Raw genomic sequence first — 16,272 nt, 5'->3', positions numbered from 1 at the left:
TTGAAAAAAATGGAACCATTCGCCTTTCGTCATTTTAGAGGACCATTATGCCAATCAAATCGCTTCACGAAGAAATCAGCAAACTTAGGGACGTAACGGCCACTTTACGGGGTGAAAATGGATGTCCCTGGGACAAGGAGCAAGATCACCAAACCCTCGTTCCTTATCTGATCGAAGAATCTCAGGAGGTAATCGAAGCTATCCTCAAAAAAAACGACGAACTTCTAAAGGAAGAATTGGGAGATCTTTTATTTCAGGTAGTATTCCACGCAAGACTCGCCGAAGAAAGAAATGCCTTTGATTTAGCAGACGTTGCGGAACGTGTAGCGGATAAGTTAATTTTCAGACATCCTCATGTCTTTCGTCCGGAAGAGCTCACACTTTCTTCTTCTCAGGAGGTGATCGAAAATTGGGAAAAAATCAAAGATAAGGAAAAGAAGCAGTCAAGTTACTCGTCTATTTTTTCTAACATTCCGGAAAATTTCTCCTCTCTCTTAAAAGCAGAAAAGTATCAAAAGAAAGCGGCTAAGGTTGGATTCGATTGGAAAGATATTTCAGACGTGGAAGGAAAAGTCAGAGAGGAAATGGAAGAGTTCTTAGTTGAATACGGTAAGACGAAGGCAGACGGATCCAATCAAGTTCGTATCGAAGAAGAATTTGGAGATCTTCTATTCAGTCTGGTAAACTTAGGAAGACATCTTGGAATCTCCGCCGAATCAGCTCTTACAAGAACGAATGCAAAATTCAAGACAAGATTTCAATACATTGAAGAGTCTCTTCAAAATGAAGGAAAGACACCGGCCGATTCCAACCTACAAGAAATGGATCGGCTCTGGGACAAGGCCAAAGAATTAGAATCATGAGTGAAACAGGTTCATTCGAAAATAAGGTAAAAAAAACGGAGGAACTCATTTCCTTTTTGAATGAGTCTTTTCCCTTAGAATCAAAATCGGATTCCGGGGAGTGGCCCCGAGCCTATCAGACGTCCTATCACGGAAAACGATACAAAGCCATATTCTCCATCTTTGGTTCTTTTACTCTGATGCCTTCCGATATAAAATCCTTACCCGGCGCTTCTCCGATTTATTATCTCAGCTTGGATACAAACCCTTCGAATTCCCTTTCTTGGACAAAACCAAGCGGAGAATTTTTGGAGAGCCCCGAAGAAATCGTAGATGAACTGATTCGTTATATTCAAATTTACGAATCTGGAATTTCTGAAATCAATTCAGGTGAGAATCCTATTTGAAAGTTTTGGTTTTAGATTCCGGGGCCACCGTTAGGAGAATCATATCTTCCTTTTTTCCTTCCGAGGATTTTCAAATCGTCGAAGCGGCGACTGCAAAAGAGGGATTGGATCTTGCGTTTCAGGAATCTTTCGATCTTATCACAATCGGAATGATTCTTCCGGATGCAGACGGTTTTAACGTTTGCAAAATCATTCGAACAAGTTTTCGCGATAAAAAATCGAGCGCTTGCAAAAATTCTAAAATTTATCTCATTACATCGGGCGACATCGAATCCAATCGAGACAAAGCGAAAGAATTCGGTTTTGACGGAATCTATCCAAAACCTTTAGGAATCGAAGAATTTAAGGCAGTCATCGAAGAAATTATAGAACTTGCTTACGGTAAAGAGGATTCGAATCAGTTACATCCTAACCACCATAAAAAGATCGTCATCGTGGACGACTCCGAACTCAATCTTCTTTTACTCGGAAAAATTTTGAAAAAGAACGGGTTTCAAGTTCAAGCGTTTACGGAAGGAAAAAAAGCGTTGGAATTTCTTTTGTCCTCCGATTTCGAAATTTCACATATCTTCACAGATTGGATTATGCCCGATTTTTCAGGGGAAGAATTTGTCGAAGCTATCAGAAAACAAAATCGTTTTGATTCGGTTCCGATCGCGGTTATCACTGGGCTGGAAGAAAACGAAGGAATCAGCAGGTCAAAACTTCCGATAAACGTAAGGATACTTCACAAACCGTATTCCGAAAGAAGTATCTTAGAATATATTCAAAAAAACTAATTTACTGCCGGAAACTGAATCTCACGGATCACGTCCGGATGACAGTCCGATCTAAATTCTCCCGAAAAGGATTTTAAACCGGAAAACCACTGTCCGTTTTCGTATTGAAGATCGTTCCAATAAAAAAACAAAGTCGCGTCCCCGAATTGATTGTTAAACGAAATCTGTTGAATCTCTCCGGTTTCCAGAGGTTCTTTCAAAAAAGATTCTCCCGAAAACGAAAACATCTGAATCTGATACGGTTCGGCTCGATACGGAGTTCCTTCTTTTCTAGGATTGGAAGCCTTTAACTTCCAGGTAACAATTTTAATTTTGGAAACTTCTTCCAGCTTGAGCGCTTTGGAATAAGTGATATTGCTTTTTTTGTGTTTGAACTTAAATTCGTTCGGTGCGTTTTTCCAATAGCCATCGACTTCCCTTCCGTCGCAAAAGATCACTTTGATTTTTTTTTCGCCCTTCTCATCGACTCCGCTCCCGCTTTGTTTTCCAGCTTCCCCTCTCGAATTACGGGAATCTCCGTTGATCGTCGGTTCGGATGGTAAGGTCGGTTCTTTGGGATTTTTTTGAGAAAAAAGAGAGAATGAGAAAACGAGGAAGATCAAAACCACGAACCATTTGATTCTTCGAAATTCTTTTGATTTTCGGAGAAGGTTTTTGAGTTTCATAAGTCTTGATAAGAATCCCCGACCAAAGTTTGGTCGGGAACTCGAATTCAAATCATATTAAAGTTTTTTCTGAATCGCTTCCATAAACTGAAAGGTATCCAAAGACTTTGCGTTCGGATCGGTGCAAAGGAGAGTTAGATCTTTAGTCATTTCTCCACCTTGAATCGTATCGATAACCGCTTTTTCCAGTTTCTGTCCGAAAGCGACCACGTCCGGAGTTCCGTCCAATTCGCCTCTTTTGATCAGAGCTCCGGTCCATGCGAAGATAGACGCAACGGAGTTTGTGGAAGTCGTTTCCCCTTGCTGATATTTACGGTAGTGTCTTGTCACCGTTCCATGTGCTGCTTCGTATTCAAATTTGCCGTCCGGAGAAACCAATACGGAGGTCATCAAGCCCAAAGATCCGAAACCGGAGGCGACCATGTCGCTCATCACGTCTCCGTCGTAATTCATAAGCGCCCAGAGCATTCCACCTTCGTTCTTCATGATCTGCGCTACAGCGTCGTCGATGAGATAATAAGAATATTCGATACCCGCCTTCTTGAGATCCCCCGCTTTTGCTTTTGCGAGTTCGTCGAAAATGGCGCGGAATCTTGCGTGATACTTTTTAGAAATGGTGTCTTTTGTCGCAAACCAAAGATCGATCTTTTCGGAAATCGCATAGTTGAAACAAGCCTGAGCAAAACTTACGATCGATTTATCCAAGTTAAACTGACCCATGATTACACCGGCTCCGTCGAAGTCGTGAACCAAGGCTCTTTGTTTTTCCTTTCCGTCTTTTCCGGTATAAACCAATTCTACCTTTCCGGCTTCGGGAATGTAGAGTTCGGTATCCTTATAAAGATCTCCGAATGCGTGACGACCGACCGTGATCGGTTTTTTCCAAGAACGAACTGCGGGAGGAATATTATTTACGATGATCGGTTTACGGAAAACGGTTCCGTCCAAAATCGAACGAATCGTTCCGTTAGGCGATTTCCATTCTTGTTTGAGATTGTATTCTTTGACTCTGTCTTGGTTCGGAGTGATGGTTGCACATTTTACACCGACTCCGTATTTTTGAATCGCATGGGCGGAGTCCACTGTAACTTTGTCTTCCGTCTTGTCTCTGTATTCCACGCCTAAATCATAATAGTCCAGTTCGATATCGAGATAAGGATGAATGAATCTATCCTTAATTTCTTTCCAGATGATTCGAGTCATCTCGTCCCCATCAAGCTCTACGAGCGGGGTTTTTACCTTTATCTTTGCCATTGAATTCTCCTTTAAAATTTTGCGATGATGCTATAGTAGAATATGATTTTGTTTTAAAGTTCTACTGAGAAGGAAATTTTGGATTTTCCGTGATTTTCATAATACCGTTTCTGAGCCAAGCAAGGTTCTGCATTTCAAAATAATTGATCGCCACGGGAAGAGAGACAATCCCGATCACAGAAATGTAACGATACTTAAGACTATCTTTGGCGCTTAAACCCCGAATCGTTTTTTCCAGACGGATCAAAATTCTTTTCCAGCGCAAAAAGAGAGGTTTCAATTCCGGATTGCAGTCTTCGAAAAAAAGCTCTTCCGCACTCTGAGTGATCACATCCTTTAAATGAATCGGAAGGGCCGGAGATCCGAACTGATCCCGAAAACGCACCAAATCTTTTTCGATGTCTTCCTCGGATTGTCTAGCGATGGGAAGAATAGAACTGATCCCGATGGAAATTGGAAGGGAAACTCTCAAAAAAAAGTCCCCCGCTACCATAGCTTGCAGGAAGGAGCGGATCGACTCCCTCGGAGTCACCGAAAAATCAAGTTGGTTGGAACTGTAATGTTTCGTGGTCTGAATAATATATTGAGTCAGTTTGATTTTTTCTGTCCAAAATATTCCCAGCAGATCGGATTCCATAGTTCTGAATGATACTATTTTGATTTTCGCTTTTTTAGCAAGATTTATTAACAGCGCACTTTCCCGAAGCCGTTGACCAAAACTTTGGGTAAGATGATTCGATTCCCTTTTCGAATCCATCTTTTCACTTTTTTACGCCTTTTTTTAGAAAAAATCGGATTGGAAACTCCGTTCTGAAAGTTCATGGAACCGTTTCTTTCGAAGAGGTAAAAAAAAATGAAAGAAACAATCGATTTAGATCGAGGAGAATGGAAGAAATTGATCGGCCGAAAAGACGAGTTTGCAAACATCGTCTCGGTCTTAAATCAATTCTACGTTGCAAAGACCCCTTACCCCAAACTGAGCAATTCTCAAAAACTGAGAATCCAATTGGAAAAGGACGGTTTTAAGAATTTCGAAGCATTCTTTAAACGTTTGGGGGAACACGACTTTCTCATCTATATAAAGGCCAACGAAAAATACGAATCTTGGATTCACATCGACGGAATCCAGGAAGAAAGAGATCGTTTTTTAAACGAAGGCACGAAAACACATCCGGTTTTTGACATTGTCTGCATTTCGGATCTTTTCGAAAAAGATTGTGTTTTTGCCGACGAAGAAGAAACGAAAATCTTCAGCAAATAAGTTTCTGCTTGATCAATTTTTTCCCAGGATTAAGGATCTTCCGCATGTCGGAACAACCTCGCTTGGGAAAAGTTTTTTTAAGAATTCTGTCTCGTCGTAAGTCCATAGCGCTTTTACTTTTTGCAAGTTGCATTTTTTGGATCGATTCTCCAAAAGCGGAAGAGATTGCATTTCTCAAAAAGGCAGGTCTCAAAGACTATTCTTTTCAACCCTATGCTCAAGAAGGTTATTTCGAAGCTTGGAATTATTCTTTCACCGACGATAAAACCTTTATCTACGCTACTTTTTTGGTGAGCAACCTCGGACCGGGAACGAAGAACTGCGGAATCAGTTTGGTCATTCATACTCTGGGAGAAGAAACAAAATTCATCACGAAAGAATTTTCCGGAAAAGAACTCACCGCGGAAAAGGGGAAGTTCGATCTGAAGATAGAAAACAATCGGATGGAGTTGAATTCCGAAGGAATCGAAATTCAGCAAGAAACTGAAGATATTAAATTCTTCTTATCCTTTAAATCCGGTCTCAAACAGGGAGTTTCTCTTTCCGGAGGAAAATATCCCGTAAAAGATCCGAATAGATTTGTACAGGCCGACATCGCCTATTCCTTTCAATCCGCTTGGGGATATTTGATTCAAGACGGAAAAAAAAAGGAACTTTCCGGAGTCGGAGGATTGGAACATCTCCTCACAAATTACGAAGTTTACAAATACAGTCGAAGATGGGAGCTACTCCGTTCGATCAATTCAAAAGACTTTCGTTTTTATACGGGCGGCTTTTTGGGAAACGATTCTTTTCCGGGCGGTTATTTTAGAACCGTGGCGCTTCTCGATCCACACGGTAAAAACATTCTTTCCGGTAAAATCACGAAGTTCGAGGTTCTGGAAACGGAGAAGGAACCCTTTTCCGGATACGATCTTCCGAAGCACGAAAAGATTTATTTTGACGAAGGATGTTCGGCGGAAATCGTAAGAAAAAATTCCGTGGGAAGCATCAATGTCCTTTCTAATATTTCTTCCGTGCTTCGTTTTTTCATTCGTCTATTTTTCGCCAAACCCTACCAGATCTATTCTTTGTCGGATCTGAGTATAACTTGTCCCGGAAAAAATCTTCCCCAAGGATCGACTGAAACCTTTCACGGAATACTATCTTATTATCTCATCAATCCGTAAGATGGCTTGGAGTTTGTTTTTTTAGGAATTTTAGAAGGATCCGTGTATCGATACAAAAAATTAAGAACACGCCGATCAAATATGCGAGCAGATCCAATGGGTCGAATACGGATCCAAAAATAATTCTGGTTAGATAATTTTCTTGAAATCCTAAAAGTCGAACGATCTTAAAGTATTGAAGCGTTTCTAAAACAAATGAAAATAGAATGATAGAAATCGATAGTTTTACGGGATCAAAGTCCGCGATGGATTTAAAAAAACTATAAAGAACCATTACTATGATCAAATCGCCCAGAAAGCCGCGGATCAAACGATTGGAATCGAAGAATTGGACGATGACAAAACAGAGACTTAAAAAGAAGAATAATAATCCTGCGTAGATCAGTCTCCGTTTCATCGGTATTTTTCCTAAGTTTAAGAAATTAAGAAAAGTTTTCGAACGATTCGTTTATCACTTCTTTCCTTTACGAATTCCGATCAAAAGGTTCAAGTAGTAGATTCCGGTCAGAAAAAGCATCAACCAGGGAATCAAATTTCCGTACTGGGTATAAAACGTAGGCGGAGAATCGATTACGTCGATCGTTTCCGAAATCGATTCAGCGGTCATCAGACCGGTCTTCTTACCTCCGACCAATCGACCTAGATGATCGATGTTAGCCGAAATACCGGAGTTAGTCGATCGCACCATCCATCTGCGTAACTCGATCGAACGAAGTCTTCCGAGTTCCATGTGTTGATCACTTTCGGTCGTCGTTCCATACCATTTGTCATTGGTAAGATTGACTATGAACTCCGGATTCCCGGCGGTTCTAAATTCTCTCACAAACTCCGGAAGAATCACTTCGTAACAAATCAAAGGAAGAAATTTTCCCGACTCTTGTACGTCCGTCTTGGCGGGTTCATAGTAAGAGCGGACGGCTTCGTGATTTAGATTTTCCGTATCCAACCATCCGAGATGAAGACCTTTCGGAGATTTTTCCTTATCGGCGGGGGTGTAATACCGAATCAAATTATGATTTAGACCGGGTTCGAATCGTCCTGTCTGTTGACTCAAATCGTAAAGAAAATCAAAAGGCATATATTCCCCGAACATAAGGAGAAATTTTTTCTGGTAAGAATCCCTTCGATCTCCGTTAGGATCATAAAGGACGTTGTTATTGTAATATCGTAAATTTCTTGCACCCGGAGTTCCTTTATAACCCGCGTCGATCTCGTTAAAAAATACGTTGGCCTTGTATTTATTCGCAAGAAGAAACATCAAAGAATCGAAACGGTGCCAATATAATCTTCTAGCAACCGTTGTCACCGTGGTGTTGTGAGCCGAGAAAAATGGAACTCCCGCCTCCGGAAGAACGATCAGATCCGGTTTGGTTCCCATTTTTGCGACACCTTCTTCCGCAAGTTTTTCGATCCGAGCCATAAGCGCTTCGATGGATTCTTTTACTTCTCTTCCATCGCGAAAACTCAGAGGTGCGTCGGGTTGAATGACAAGAACACGGATCGATTTAGAAGGTTTTACGTTTTCCCATTTTTTATAAAGGACGGTTCCGGAAACCGCGAAACTCAATAGAAGAAGCGCGGGTAACGCGACAAAACGAAAGTATTGTTTTCTCTTTTCAACGGAGTTAAGAATTTCTTTCCAATGCCATGGATTGGATTGAAAGAGAGTATAAGAAACTACAAAAACAAGAAAGCTCAGTCCGTAAGCACCCGTGATCTCCACGTTTTGAGCCAGTAAGATATTTCCTGCCGCAAGATTTCCCCAATACCAAGGAAACAACTGAGGACCGATCAATTCGGAAAGGAGACCGCAAAATCCCGCGACCCAAACGGAATGACGTCCTATTTTTCCGGAAAGAAAGGAAAAGCTCATCATAAAAAGCGGAAACTTTAAACTAAATAGAAGCCCCGCGAACAAAAGAATAAGGAGCGCGATCACGAAAGGGAAGTTCCCAAACGTAATAGCCATGTGAACGATCCAGTGAAAGGAAATGGCGTAAAAAACCACTCCGATGATCAAACCCTGATAGAATAATTTCTTATACTTTCCCTGATATTTTAAGCTCAGCCAAAAAAGCCCAAAGGGAGCGATCCAAACAAAGTGACTCAGAGAAACGGGAGCAAATGCTAAGAAAGAAAAAAGTCCTGTCCAAAAATAACAGAAAAGGTTGAACCAGACTGTCTTCTGGAATTGCTGAAAACGATGGTGTAAATTGTCCATGGATAAAACGTTCATCTCCTTTTTAGAGCGGGAAGTCAACAGAATTCATCGAGAATTGCCGATCGGAAAATATAGAATGCGATCGTTTCAAACGAAACCGTTCTAATTCTCAAACTATTTCACAGGTGATTCAAAAATAACAAGGGCTTACAATTCGATTGCCAGAAAGATCGGATTCTACAGTTTATCATTATGAGTTCTTCGTATTTTAAGATCATTGGAAAGACCCCTCTTCATGGAACTGTGGTTCCACAGGGAAATAAAAATGAGGCCCTCCCTCTTTTGGGAGCGGTTTGTATGGTTCCGGGGACGATTCGAATCACCAATATTCCGATGATCTCAGACGTTCTTATGCTCATGGAAGTGCTCCGTCATCTTGGAATGGAAATTACGGAAGAAGAACCGGGCACTTTTATCTTCAAACACGACGGAAAACTAAAAAACCAGCTTCCAGAAGAACTCTGTTCCCGTATCCGAGGAGCGGTTACGTTAGCCGGTCCGATTCTCGCGATGACCGGCCGTGTGTTTCTTCCCAAACCCGGAGGAGACAAGATCGGTAGAAGAAGATTGGACACTCATCTTCTCGCGTTACAAGCATTAGGCGCGAGCATCGAAGTGTTTCCCGACGGATACGAAATCAAAGCGGATCGACTTCGGGGAACCGACATACTAATGGACGAAGCATCCGTAACGGGAACTGAGAATGCGGTAATGGCGGCGGTCTTTGCCGAAGGAACGACAATTCTGAGACACGCCGCGAGCGAACCTCACGTACAACGACTCTGTGAATTTTTAAATTCTGCGGGAGCGAAAATATCCGGAATCGGTTCCAACATTCTCACGATCGAAGGTGTCACTTCTTTAAAGGCGCCTCAAAAAGATCATAAGATCGGGTCCGATTATTTGGAAGTCGGTTCCTTTATCAGTTTAGCGGCCGTCACCGGAGGAGAACTTATGATCCGCGACGTGGAACTCGAAGACATTCGAATGATAAGAATGGTTTATTCCCGTCTCGGAATCGAAGTGCGTCCTCATGAAAACGGAATCTTAGTGCCAGCGGATCAAAAAATGGAAATCATTCCCGATTATCACGGGGCAACTCCGAAGATAGACGATTCTCCATGGCCGGGTTTTCCGGCGGATATGACCTCGGTCGCGCTCGTGACGGCAACGCAGTGCAAGGGAACCGTTTTGATTCATGAAAAAATGTTCGAATCAAGACTATTTTTCGTGGATAATATCATCGCGATGGGCGCTCAGATCATACTCTGTGATCCGCACAGGGCCATCGTGATCGGACATTCCCGACTTTATGGACAAAAGGTGGCGAGTCCCGATATTCGCGCCGGTATGGCGATGATCATCGCAGCATTGTGCGCCGAAGGAACGAGTTACATTCACAATATCGGCCAGATCGACCGCGGTTTTGAAAACATCGACACCCGCCTGCGCACGTTAGGCGCGAGAATAGAACGAGTTAGAGAAGATTGAACCGAAAGGATTTTTTTAAAAAGGGTCTAGCAAGAATGCTGGACCTCGCTCAAGAGAGCGCTGCGGATCTCGCTTCCGGTTTTAAAGAAATCACATCCGAGGATCCCAACCGGCATCAGCCGGCTCCGAAGAAAAAAACAAAGAAGAATCCCAAAAAGGAAACCTCTTTCATACTTCCTCATCAAGTAAAATCGACTCAAAAGAAAAAAATTAGAAACATACAATCGCCTCCCGGTGCGTTAGACGAAACCAAGTTCTTAAAAAAGTGCACAGGTTGTGGAGATTGTATATACGCGTGTCCTTATAGCGTTTTGTTTCCCGTCTTCGACGAAAGGTCCGAAAAACACTTTCCAAGAATGGACGTAAACTTAAATGCCTGTATGCTTTGTAAAGATTGGCCTTGTATCAGCGCCTGCAAAGACGAAGCTCTCCTTCCGTTAAAAAATGCCCCTAAATTCGGACAAGCAAAAGGAATTTTTGAATTTTGTCTCAATCACAAAACGGGGGAAGCGACTTGTTCCAATTGTAAAGACGCATGCCCGGTCGAAGGTGTGGTCAATTTTAAAGGAATCAAACCCTCCTTTTCCAAAGCATGCACGGGTTGTGGTCAATGTGTTTCCGCGTGTCCTACCTTTCCAAGAGCGATCCGAATTCAATAATTTTATGATTTTGAGAATCCGGTTTTTCTGTATTCTTTCCTGTTTTTTACTTTCGACGAAACCTACTTTTACGGAATCGATTCCTTCCAAAATTCGAGTCGGAATTCTAACAAAGTATTCTCCGTACGAAATTAAAATCAGCTACTCGAACGCTAAGATATTCGCGGGTGATCATTCCATCTCAAAAAACATATCCGCACTGCACTTGAAATCGAAGGGAAATCAAATCGAAGTCCGATCCGAATATAAAAAATTTACGGAAGAATTGATCGGTTTTTTAAACGGGAACTACGAAATATCCTTACCCGATCGGAAGGATATATTTCATTATTCGGGCGATTTAGAAATCACCTCCGTCAATGGAAAACTGCGCCTGATTTTATCCATTCCAAAAAACGAATATACAAAAACGGCAGCGGAATCGGAATTCGGGATGTTGTTTAACGCGAATCCCCCGAATGGAACCGAAACCGCCCAGGATTGGAAAAAAGAGTTCAAATTCGTAGCCGAGACCGTGGTTCTTTCTTATGCGTTAGCCAATACAAATCGTCACAAATCCGAAGGTTACGATCTTTGTGATCTGACGCACTGTCTTCAGTATTCCGGCCGTTTAGGGCCGGCTACAAAAGATCAAAAAAATTCTTCCGCAAATTTCGCTTTGAAGGATGTAAACGGAAAAATCCTCGAGGCGTTCTTTCATTCCTCCTGCGGTGGAAATCTTTCCCGTCCTTCCGTCATGTGGAAAAATTTTAAGAACGAAGAAGCCGCGTTTCGTTCCGGAAAAGATATCTGGAAGAAGGATGAAATTCTATGTGAATCCTCACCTCATTCCAATTGGGAAAGTTTCCTCCGCCAAAACGAACTCGAAGAAACTCTTGAATTAAAAAAGATAACTCTTCTTCAGCCGATTCTAAAAGAATCAAGGGTCACCGAAATTATAGCGACCTCTGAAAAGGGAAAGTCCACAATTCCTATCTCATCGTTTCTTTCAAAGATAGGGAAACGATCCGGCTGGAATCAAATCAAAAGCAACGATTTTAGAATTCGGAATTCGCAGAATGGATTTTTGATCCAAGGGAAAGGATTCGGACACGGAATCGGGCTTTGTCAATACGGAGCACGGGAAATGGCGTTTCAGGGGGCCAAGTCTTCAGAGATTCTAAAATTTTATTTTCCAAAAGCGAAATTGGAGAGATTTTGAAAAGGTTCGTTTGTTTTTTATTTTATTCGTTTTGTCTTCTCCCGATTTTTTCGGAACCGATCCGTTATCAAATCGAAAGTTATGAATTTTATTTCATAAACGATCGAAATATTTACGTTCCGGAATATACGAACAAAATCGTTCAAAACTTTGCGGATCAGTTCATATTAGAATTATCTAAAGAATCAGAACGGCTCAATCTCAAAAGACCTTCGGAAGCCACCGTTTTTATTTTCGAAACTTCCAAAACTTTCTCAAAAACGAGCGGACAACCTTCCTTTGTCGCAGCCCATTTTGTCCCGGAGACGAATCGATTTTTTTTTCAAAATCCGAATACATTAAACAAAAGGAATATTTTAATTCCGTCGATACGACATGAGATTTGTCATTTTCTTTCTCCACATTTGAAAAATGAAAATTTGAAATGGATCGAAGAATCCCATTGTGAAGCTTTGTATCCGACCAACACCGTCGTTCCTAAAAAATTCCTGAATTTTCCCAAATCATGGGACCAATTCAAAAAAATACACTCGAACAAATCGTCAAAAAAGGAGGACGAACTCCGAAAATACAAACTCCTCGCGTCTTGGGGAAACTGGATTTTACAAGATCAAGGGGAAATTCGTTTTCGGAATTTTCTGGAAGAACAAGTCCACGAAAAGGAATGGAAAATTCTGTATTCGAAATTCTTAAAATCCGAATAAACCTACTCGGACTTTACTTTTATTTTACCCCAAACTTCCCCCGCCTTTCCGTTTCCAAAAGACATTGAAAAGTGGGAGAACGATTTCATCTTATCAAAAATCGGCTGAATGTCCCTTTCGATCGTTTTCGAGGTATATTCCAAATTTTCACTCGCACCGTATAAATAAAATCTCTTCAAATCGTTTAATAAATTTGGAATATAAATGCTGATATGATGAGGATAAGAACCGTGATTTTCGAACATTCCCGAAGAGAATAAATCCGTCTGGTTCGGTTTGTTCCCGTTCTTTGTCGATATCGTTTCTTCCGCACTTTTTCTATCGGAACCGAAAAAAGACCAGTCGTCCCATTGTACCGAGGATGGAGAATAATAACCTCCTTGTTTTAGGGCAAAAGTGGAGAATTCCACTTTCTGAAAGTTTTGTTTCGATTTTGCTCCGACTTTAAAAATCGACTTTAAAATTCGATCCTCTTTTATTTCGGATGAAAAGGAAATTCCGAATCTAGGATAAATCATACCGTTCTTCAGATCCAATCCATGAAAGGAAAGAGCGATCCCCCTTGATTCTTGAAAATAATTCTTCGGATTGATACCGGCGCTCTCGCTGAATCGTTCGAAACCTTTGGAGAAATTCTCCCATTCCCCGTCCAATTCGCTTAACGTTTTCCAGACTTCAACCGGCTTGAGCGTCTCGGAATAAAACGCAGCAGTAAGGTCCTTGGGAAGAATTTTGGAAAGACTCGGCGCAATCGGATTGGAAACGGTTTCCGATTGTTCGCCGCCGAGTCTGTAAACTTCCCCTTCTAACGATCCGTATTCCTTCCAACCGAGCAAAAGTCCCATTCCCGAATTTCCAAAACTCGGCTTTAAAAGAGGAGTTAAAAAAGAATTCTTACCCGCAAAGAGAAGAAGTTTGTTTTCTTTCTTTTGTGCGGACTCTCTTAATCGGCTAAATCCTTTTAGATTTCCAAGGGATGAATTATTTTTCGAAGAAGCAAGGCCGAGCGAAAGATCCAAGGTTTCCTTTGAATTCGTGATCAATATAAAATTTCCGATAACCGTAATATAAACGATCTCATGTCCAAAATCATAGCGATACATTTCCAAGTTTCCGAACTTTTCGGATCCAACGGTGAACTGATCCGTAAAATCGTCGGCGCTGTGAGTCTGAGCGCTATTTTCGGAATCGGATTCCGATTCATTCTGCGGTTTCGCGTTTGTATTCTTGGGTTCAGTTTCCGTTTTTGCGATCCTTTCCCCTTGAAACAAGGTCAATAGGCTCACTCCCAACTTGGATTTGATGCTGGCCTTTCCTACTACGATCCAATCTTTTTTTTGCAAGAACGCGGTCGTCAAGGGTCCGTCAAAAAGACTCGCCAGTCGACTCGGCTCCGTCAACACTCCCGCCTTTGCTTCCAAAAGATAAAGAATGGAACTGATTTTTCTCAGTTCCGGAAGAGTTAATGTTTTCCGAAACGTTCCGTCCTCGGATAGTTTTTTACCGATTTCGGTTTTTGAAATGTCGTTTATCAATTCTTCCGGACGAAAAATCTGAATCGCCAAACTCGCGTTATCCGGAATTAAAAGCGCCGGATCGTCGATGGAAGAATCGAAGGAATACTTATCCCTTAGTAGAACGTAAAAAAGAGCCGAAAAAGTAAGCGCAAGAATCAATAAAAAGGAGTAACGTCTTTTTGGATCTTTCCAAATCTTCTCATTGAAAATCGGAATAAAACGTTCCCAGTTTTCATTTGCTTTTTTCTTCGTCTTATCTAAAAAGGCATTCGATCTTTCAATCCAGATTTTTATTTTTTCCTTCATTCTTTTCTCCAAGAGAGGTTGTCTTGTTTTCCGATCTCGTTCAGGATTTTTAAAACCAAACGTTGTGCTTGTCTACTTCCCGAGCCTTTTTCCACAAAAGCAGTCATCAGATAATTTTTTCTTTTTATCTTAAAATACAAAGTAATCCAACCGTGAGTTTCATATTTTTTTGTGTAGATCGTCCCGGTTCCGGTTTTTGCTCCCAGTATTTCTATCTCAGGATCGTTGAAAGTTTTAAGTTCCTTGAGAGTTCCGATTTTAGGCACCGAGGATAAGGCGTGCAAAACGAAATGGATATCGCGATTCGAAAAAGGATTTTCACTAACCTGAATTCTTTTCTCTGAAGTTTCCCATGATGGTGAAAGTCTCGGCCCCGAGGACCAGAGGGACGCGTACAATTGAGAAACTTTAAGAGGACTGAGTAAAAAACCGCCTTCTCCGATCGCGGCGCTCGCTCTTCGCAAATCGGTCGGGAATTCCTCAAAATTGCCCGGAGTTTCCTTGTACGGTTTTAATCTGGATTGTGTGGAATTTGCTAAATCGAAATCGGATCTTAATTTTGAATAGAAGAGCTTAGGATTCTTACCCGCATTTTTTAAAAAGTATACGTTACAGGATTGAACCAAGGCTTGTTCCAGATCAACTTTGCCGTGACCTTCTCGCAAAGAACATCGCAAATATTTCTTTCCATTCTGATCTTCCGGAAGATGAAATCGAGAAAGATCGCCCTTTGTGATCTCCATAGTGTCTTCCGGATAATATCGCCCCTTACAATGAATTTTCTCCGAAGGTGAATATGCGAATTCTCCTTTGTATTTTAAAAAGATTAAGGCGGAGAACGTTTTCAAAAGCGAGCCAGCGCCGAACTTTTTTTCAATCGCCAGCTCCGGACGAAATACATAACGGACGATACCGGAATCTGTTTCTAGAATCAATACGGAAGACTTCGAATCGGAGTTTTGATTCTCAAAATCACGAATCGTAGAATCTAGGTATTGAAAGCGACGTCCGTCCAAACTTTCAGAATACAATGAATATTGAATGTGTATTAGGATATAAACCACACTCCCCTTAAAAAGGGATTTTAAAAAGAATCGAGACAAGTTTCAATTCTCCGGTTCGATCTCAAAATTGGCAAGGTGATATACCTGCTGCGATTTGGTCATCACAAACTGGAACCGCAGTCGTTTTTCGTTCGATTTTCCTTCATAAAGAACGACATACGCGTTGACCCGAGTGATTGGTTTATCATAAGAGCCGTAGTATTGAACTTGGACCGAGTAATTGCCGGGCAATGCCTTTGCCATCGTAAATGTTTCCGGGCCGAATCCGTCAATCACGTCCACGTCCAAATTGCCGCCGGATTGAGTGGAAGGATGTGAATAGTAACACTTTTCACCTTTCGGATCAATCACCCAAAGATCCACGTCCGTTTGTGTGTCCCAGATCAATACTACTTTGATATCCCTCGGTGGAACCTTTGCAAAGAAAGAAATTTTTTCTGAAGTTTTTCCCGCTTTGATTTCAACGAGGTTATTTCCCGGTGCAACGACGGCATTCATAGCGAATCGCCCTCCGCTTACGGGAACGGTTTGGGGTATTCCATTGAGTACGATCGTAATTCTGTCTTCGGTCAATCCGGACACACTGCCTGAAATTTTTTGAATCCGTTCAGTCGTAAATCCTCCGTTCGGAGAATCCACGATCAACGATTGAGAATATAGGCCGGAGGAGGTAAACAATATCAAAAGTAGAAATGCAAAATCTCGAATAGACTTTGTTTTTTTTGTATTCAT

The 16,272-nt window shown here is 41.6% G+C and carries 17 protein-coding genes; 9 read left to right on the top strand and 8 right to left on the bottom strand.

From position 1 onward, the window contains the following. The first annotated feature begins 47 nt into the window (after window positions 1-47). From mazG to JWG45_RS10340, 3 genes are read left to right on the top strand one after another with little or no spacing between them, the layout of a single operon-like run. On the top strand, window positions 48-863 hold the full coding sequence (gene mazG / locus JWG45_RS10350; RefSeq protein ID WP_205279662.1) for a nucleoside triphosphate pyrophosphohydrolase: 816 nt from the start codon (window positions 48-50) through the stop codon (window positions 861-863). Beyond that, window positions 860-1,249 carry an LIC_13241 domain-containing protein gene (locus JWG45_RS10345; protein ID WP_205279661.1) on the top strand — a complete coding sequence of 130 codons (390 nt, stop codon included), beginning with the start codon at window positions 860-862 and terminating at the stop codon, window positions 1,247-1,249. The genes mazG and JWG45_RS10345 overlap by 4 nt, the downstream gene beginning before the upstream one ends. Next, window positions 1,246-2,028, top strand: coding sequence for a response regulator (locus JWG45_RS10340; RefSeq protein WP_205279660.1), 783 nt, complete (start codon window positions 1,246-1,248; stop codon window positions 2,026-2,028). The genes JWG45_RS10345 and JWG45_RS10340 overlap by 4 nt, the downstream gene beginning before the upstream one ends. Here JWG45_RS10340 and JWG45_RS22670 read toward each other — a convergent pair. The 3 genes from JWG45_RS22670 to JWG45_RS10325 all read right to left on the bottom strand — a co-directional run bounded on the left by JWG45_RS22670 (window position 2,025) and on the right by JWG45_RS10325 (window position 4,584). After that, window positions 2,025-2,693: a hypothetical protein gene (locus tag JWG45_RS22670; RefSeq protein ID WP_205279659.1), complete on the bottom strand. Its 669-nt coding sequence runs from the start codon at window positions 2,691-2,693 to the stop codon at window positions 2,025-2,027. The two genes, JWG45_RS10340 and JWG45_RS22670, sit on opposite strands and share 4 nt — an antisense overlap. A 57-nt stretch (window positions 2,694-2,750) precedes the next feature. Further along, window positions 2,751-3,947 (bottom strand): NADP-dependent isocitrate dehydrogenase, encoded by a 1,197-nt coding sequence (locus tag JWG45_RS10330; RefSeq protein ID WP_205279658.1) that lies wholly within the window; start codon window positions 3,945-3,947, stop codon window positions 2,751-2,753. A 61-nt stretch (window positions 3,948-4,008) separates the two neighbouring features. Further along, window positions 4,009-4,584, bottom strand: coding sequence for a hypothetical protein (locus tag JWG45_RS10325; RefSeq protein ID WP_205279657.1), 576 nt, complete (start codon window positions 4,582-4,584; stop codon window positions 4,009-4,011). 216 nt (window positions 4,585-4,800) lie between these two features. Here JWG45_RS10325 and JWG45_RS10320 point away from each other — a divergent pair, with 216 nt between their 5' ends. Both JWG45_RS10320 and JWG45_RS10315 read left to right on the top strand, forming a co-directional pair. Further along, window positions 4,801-5,208, top strand: coding sequence for an LIC_13246 family protein (locus tag JWG45_RS10320; RefSeq protein ID WP_205279656.1), 408 nt, complete (start codon window positions 4,801-4,803; stop codon window positions 5,206-5,208). A 44-nt stretch (window positions 5,209-5,252) separates the two neighbouring features. Next, a complete protein-coding gene (locus JWG45_RS10315; protein WP_205279655.1) occupies window positions 5,253-6,377 on the top strand; it encodes a hypothetical protein in 1,125 nt (374 codons plus the stop codon). Here the strand turns inward: JWG45_RS10315 and JWG45_RS10310 are convergent. Then, window positions 6,367-6,774, bottom strand: coding sequence for a ribosomal maturation YjgA family protein (locus JWG45_RS10310; RefSeq protein WP_205279654.1), 408 nt, complete (start codon window positions 6,772-6,774; stop codon window positions 6,367-6,369). The two genes, JWG45_RS10315 and JWG45_RS10310, sit on opposite strands and share 11 nt — an antisense overlap. A gap of 54 nt (window positions 6,775-6,828) precedes the next feature. After that, the gene (locus JWG45_RS10305; RefSeq protein WP_205279653.1) at window positions 6,829-8,598 is read right to left on the bottom strand and encodes an apolipoprotein N-acyltransferase; all 1,770 of its coding nucleotides are present in this window, start codon (window positions 8,596-8,598) and stop codon (window positions 6,829-6,831) included. A 192-nt stretch (window positions 8,599-8,790) separates the two neighbouring features. Between JWG45_RS10305 and murA the strand changes: the two genes are divergently transcribed. The 4 genes from murA to JWG45_RS10285 are packed head-to-tail and all read left to right on the top strand — an operon-like array spanning window position 8,791 to window position 12,653. Beyond that, complete coding sequence (gene murA, locus JWG45_RS10300) at window positions 8,791-10,089, top strand: UDP-N-acetylglucosamine 1-carboxyvinyltransferase (protein ID WP_205279652.1); 1,299 nt, start codon at window positions 8,791-8,793, stop codon at window positions 10,087-10,089. Continuing rightward, on the top strand, window positions 10,086-10,748 hold the full coding sequence (locus tag JWG45_RS10295; protein WP_205279651.1) for a 4Fe-4S dicluster domain-containing protein: 663 nt from the start codon (window positions 10,086-10,088) through the stop codon (window positions 10,746-10,748). Before murA ends, JWG45_RS10295 begins: the two co-directional genes overlap by 4 nt. A gap of 4 nt (window positions 10,749-10,752) precedes the next feature. Beyond that, the gene (locus JWG45_RS10290; RefSeq protein WP_205279650.1) at window positions 10,753-11,949 is read left to right on the top strand and encodes a SpoIID/LytB domain-containing protein; all 1,197 of its coding nucleotides are present in this window, start codon (window positions 10,753-10,755) and stop codon (window positions 11,947-11,949) included. Next, the gene (locus tag JWG45_RS10285) at window positions 11,946-12,653 is read left to right on the top strand and encodes a hypothetical protein (protein WP_205279649.1); all 708 of its coding nucleotides are present in this window, start codon (window positions 11,946-11,948) and stop codon (window positions 12,651-12,653) included. Before JWG45_RS10290 ends, JWG45_RS10285 begins: the two co-directional genes overlap by 4 nt. 2 nt (window positions 12,654-12,655) lie before the next feature. On the opposite strand, the gene JWG45_RS10280 is transcribed toward JWG45_RS10285, so the two are convergent. From JWG45_RS10280 to JWG45_RS10270, 3 genes are read right to left on the bottom strand one after another with little or no spacing between them, the layout of a single operon-like run. After that, a complete protein-coding gene (locus JWG45_RS10280) occupies window positions 12,656-14,476 on the bottom strand; it encodes a hypothetical protein (RefSeq protein WP_232380629.1) in 1,821 nt (606 codons plus the stop codon). Then, window positions 14,473-15,579 (bottom strand): penicillin-binding transpeptidase domain-containing protein, encoded by a 1,107-nt coding sequence (locus JWG45_RS10275; RefSeq protein WP_232380628.1) that lies wholly within the window; start codon window positions 15,577-15,579, stop codon window positions 14,473-14,475. Before JWG45_RS10275 ends, JWG45_RS10280 begins: the two co-directional genes overlap by 4 nt. A gap of 3 nt (window positions 15,580-15,582) precedes the next feature. Next, on the bottom strand, window positions 15,583-16,218 hold the full coding sequence (locus JWG45_RS10270; protein WP_205279740.1) for a YfaP family protein: 636 nt from the start codon (window positions 16,216-16,218) through the stop codon (window positions 15,583-15,585). Between the last annotated feature and the right edge of the window lie 54 nt (window positions 16,219-16,272).

Source organism: Leptospira ainlahdjerensis, from assembly GCF_016919175.1.
Taxonomy (GTDB): Bacteria; Spirochaetota; Leptospiria; order Leptospirales; family Leptospiraceae; genus Leptospira; species Leptospira ainlahdjerensis.
This window is presented reverse-complemented; position numbering and strand designations above follow the sequence as displayed.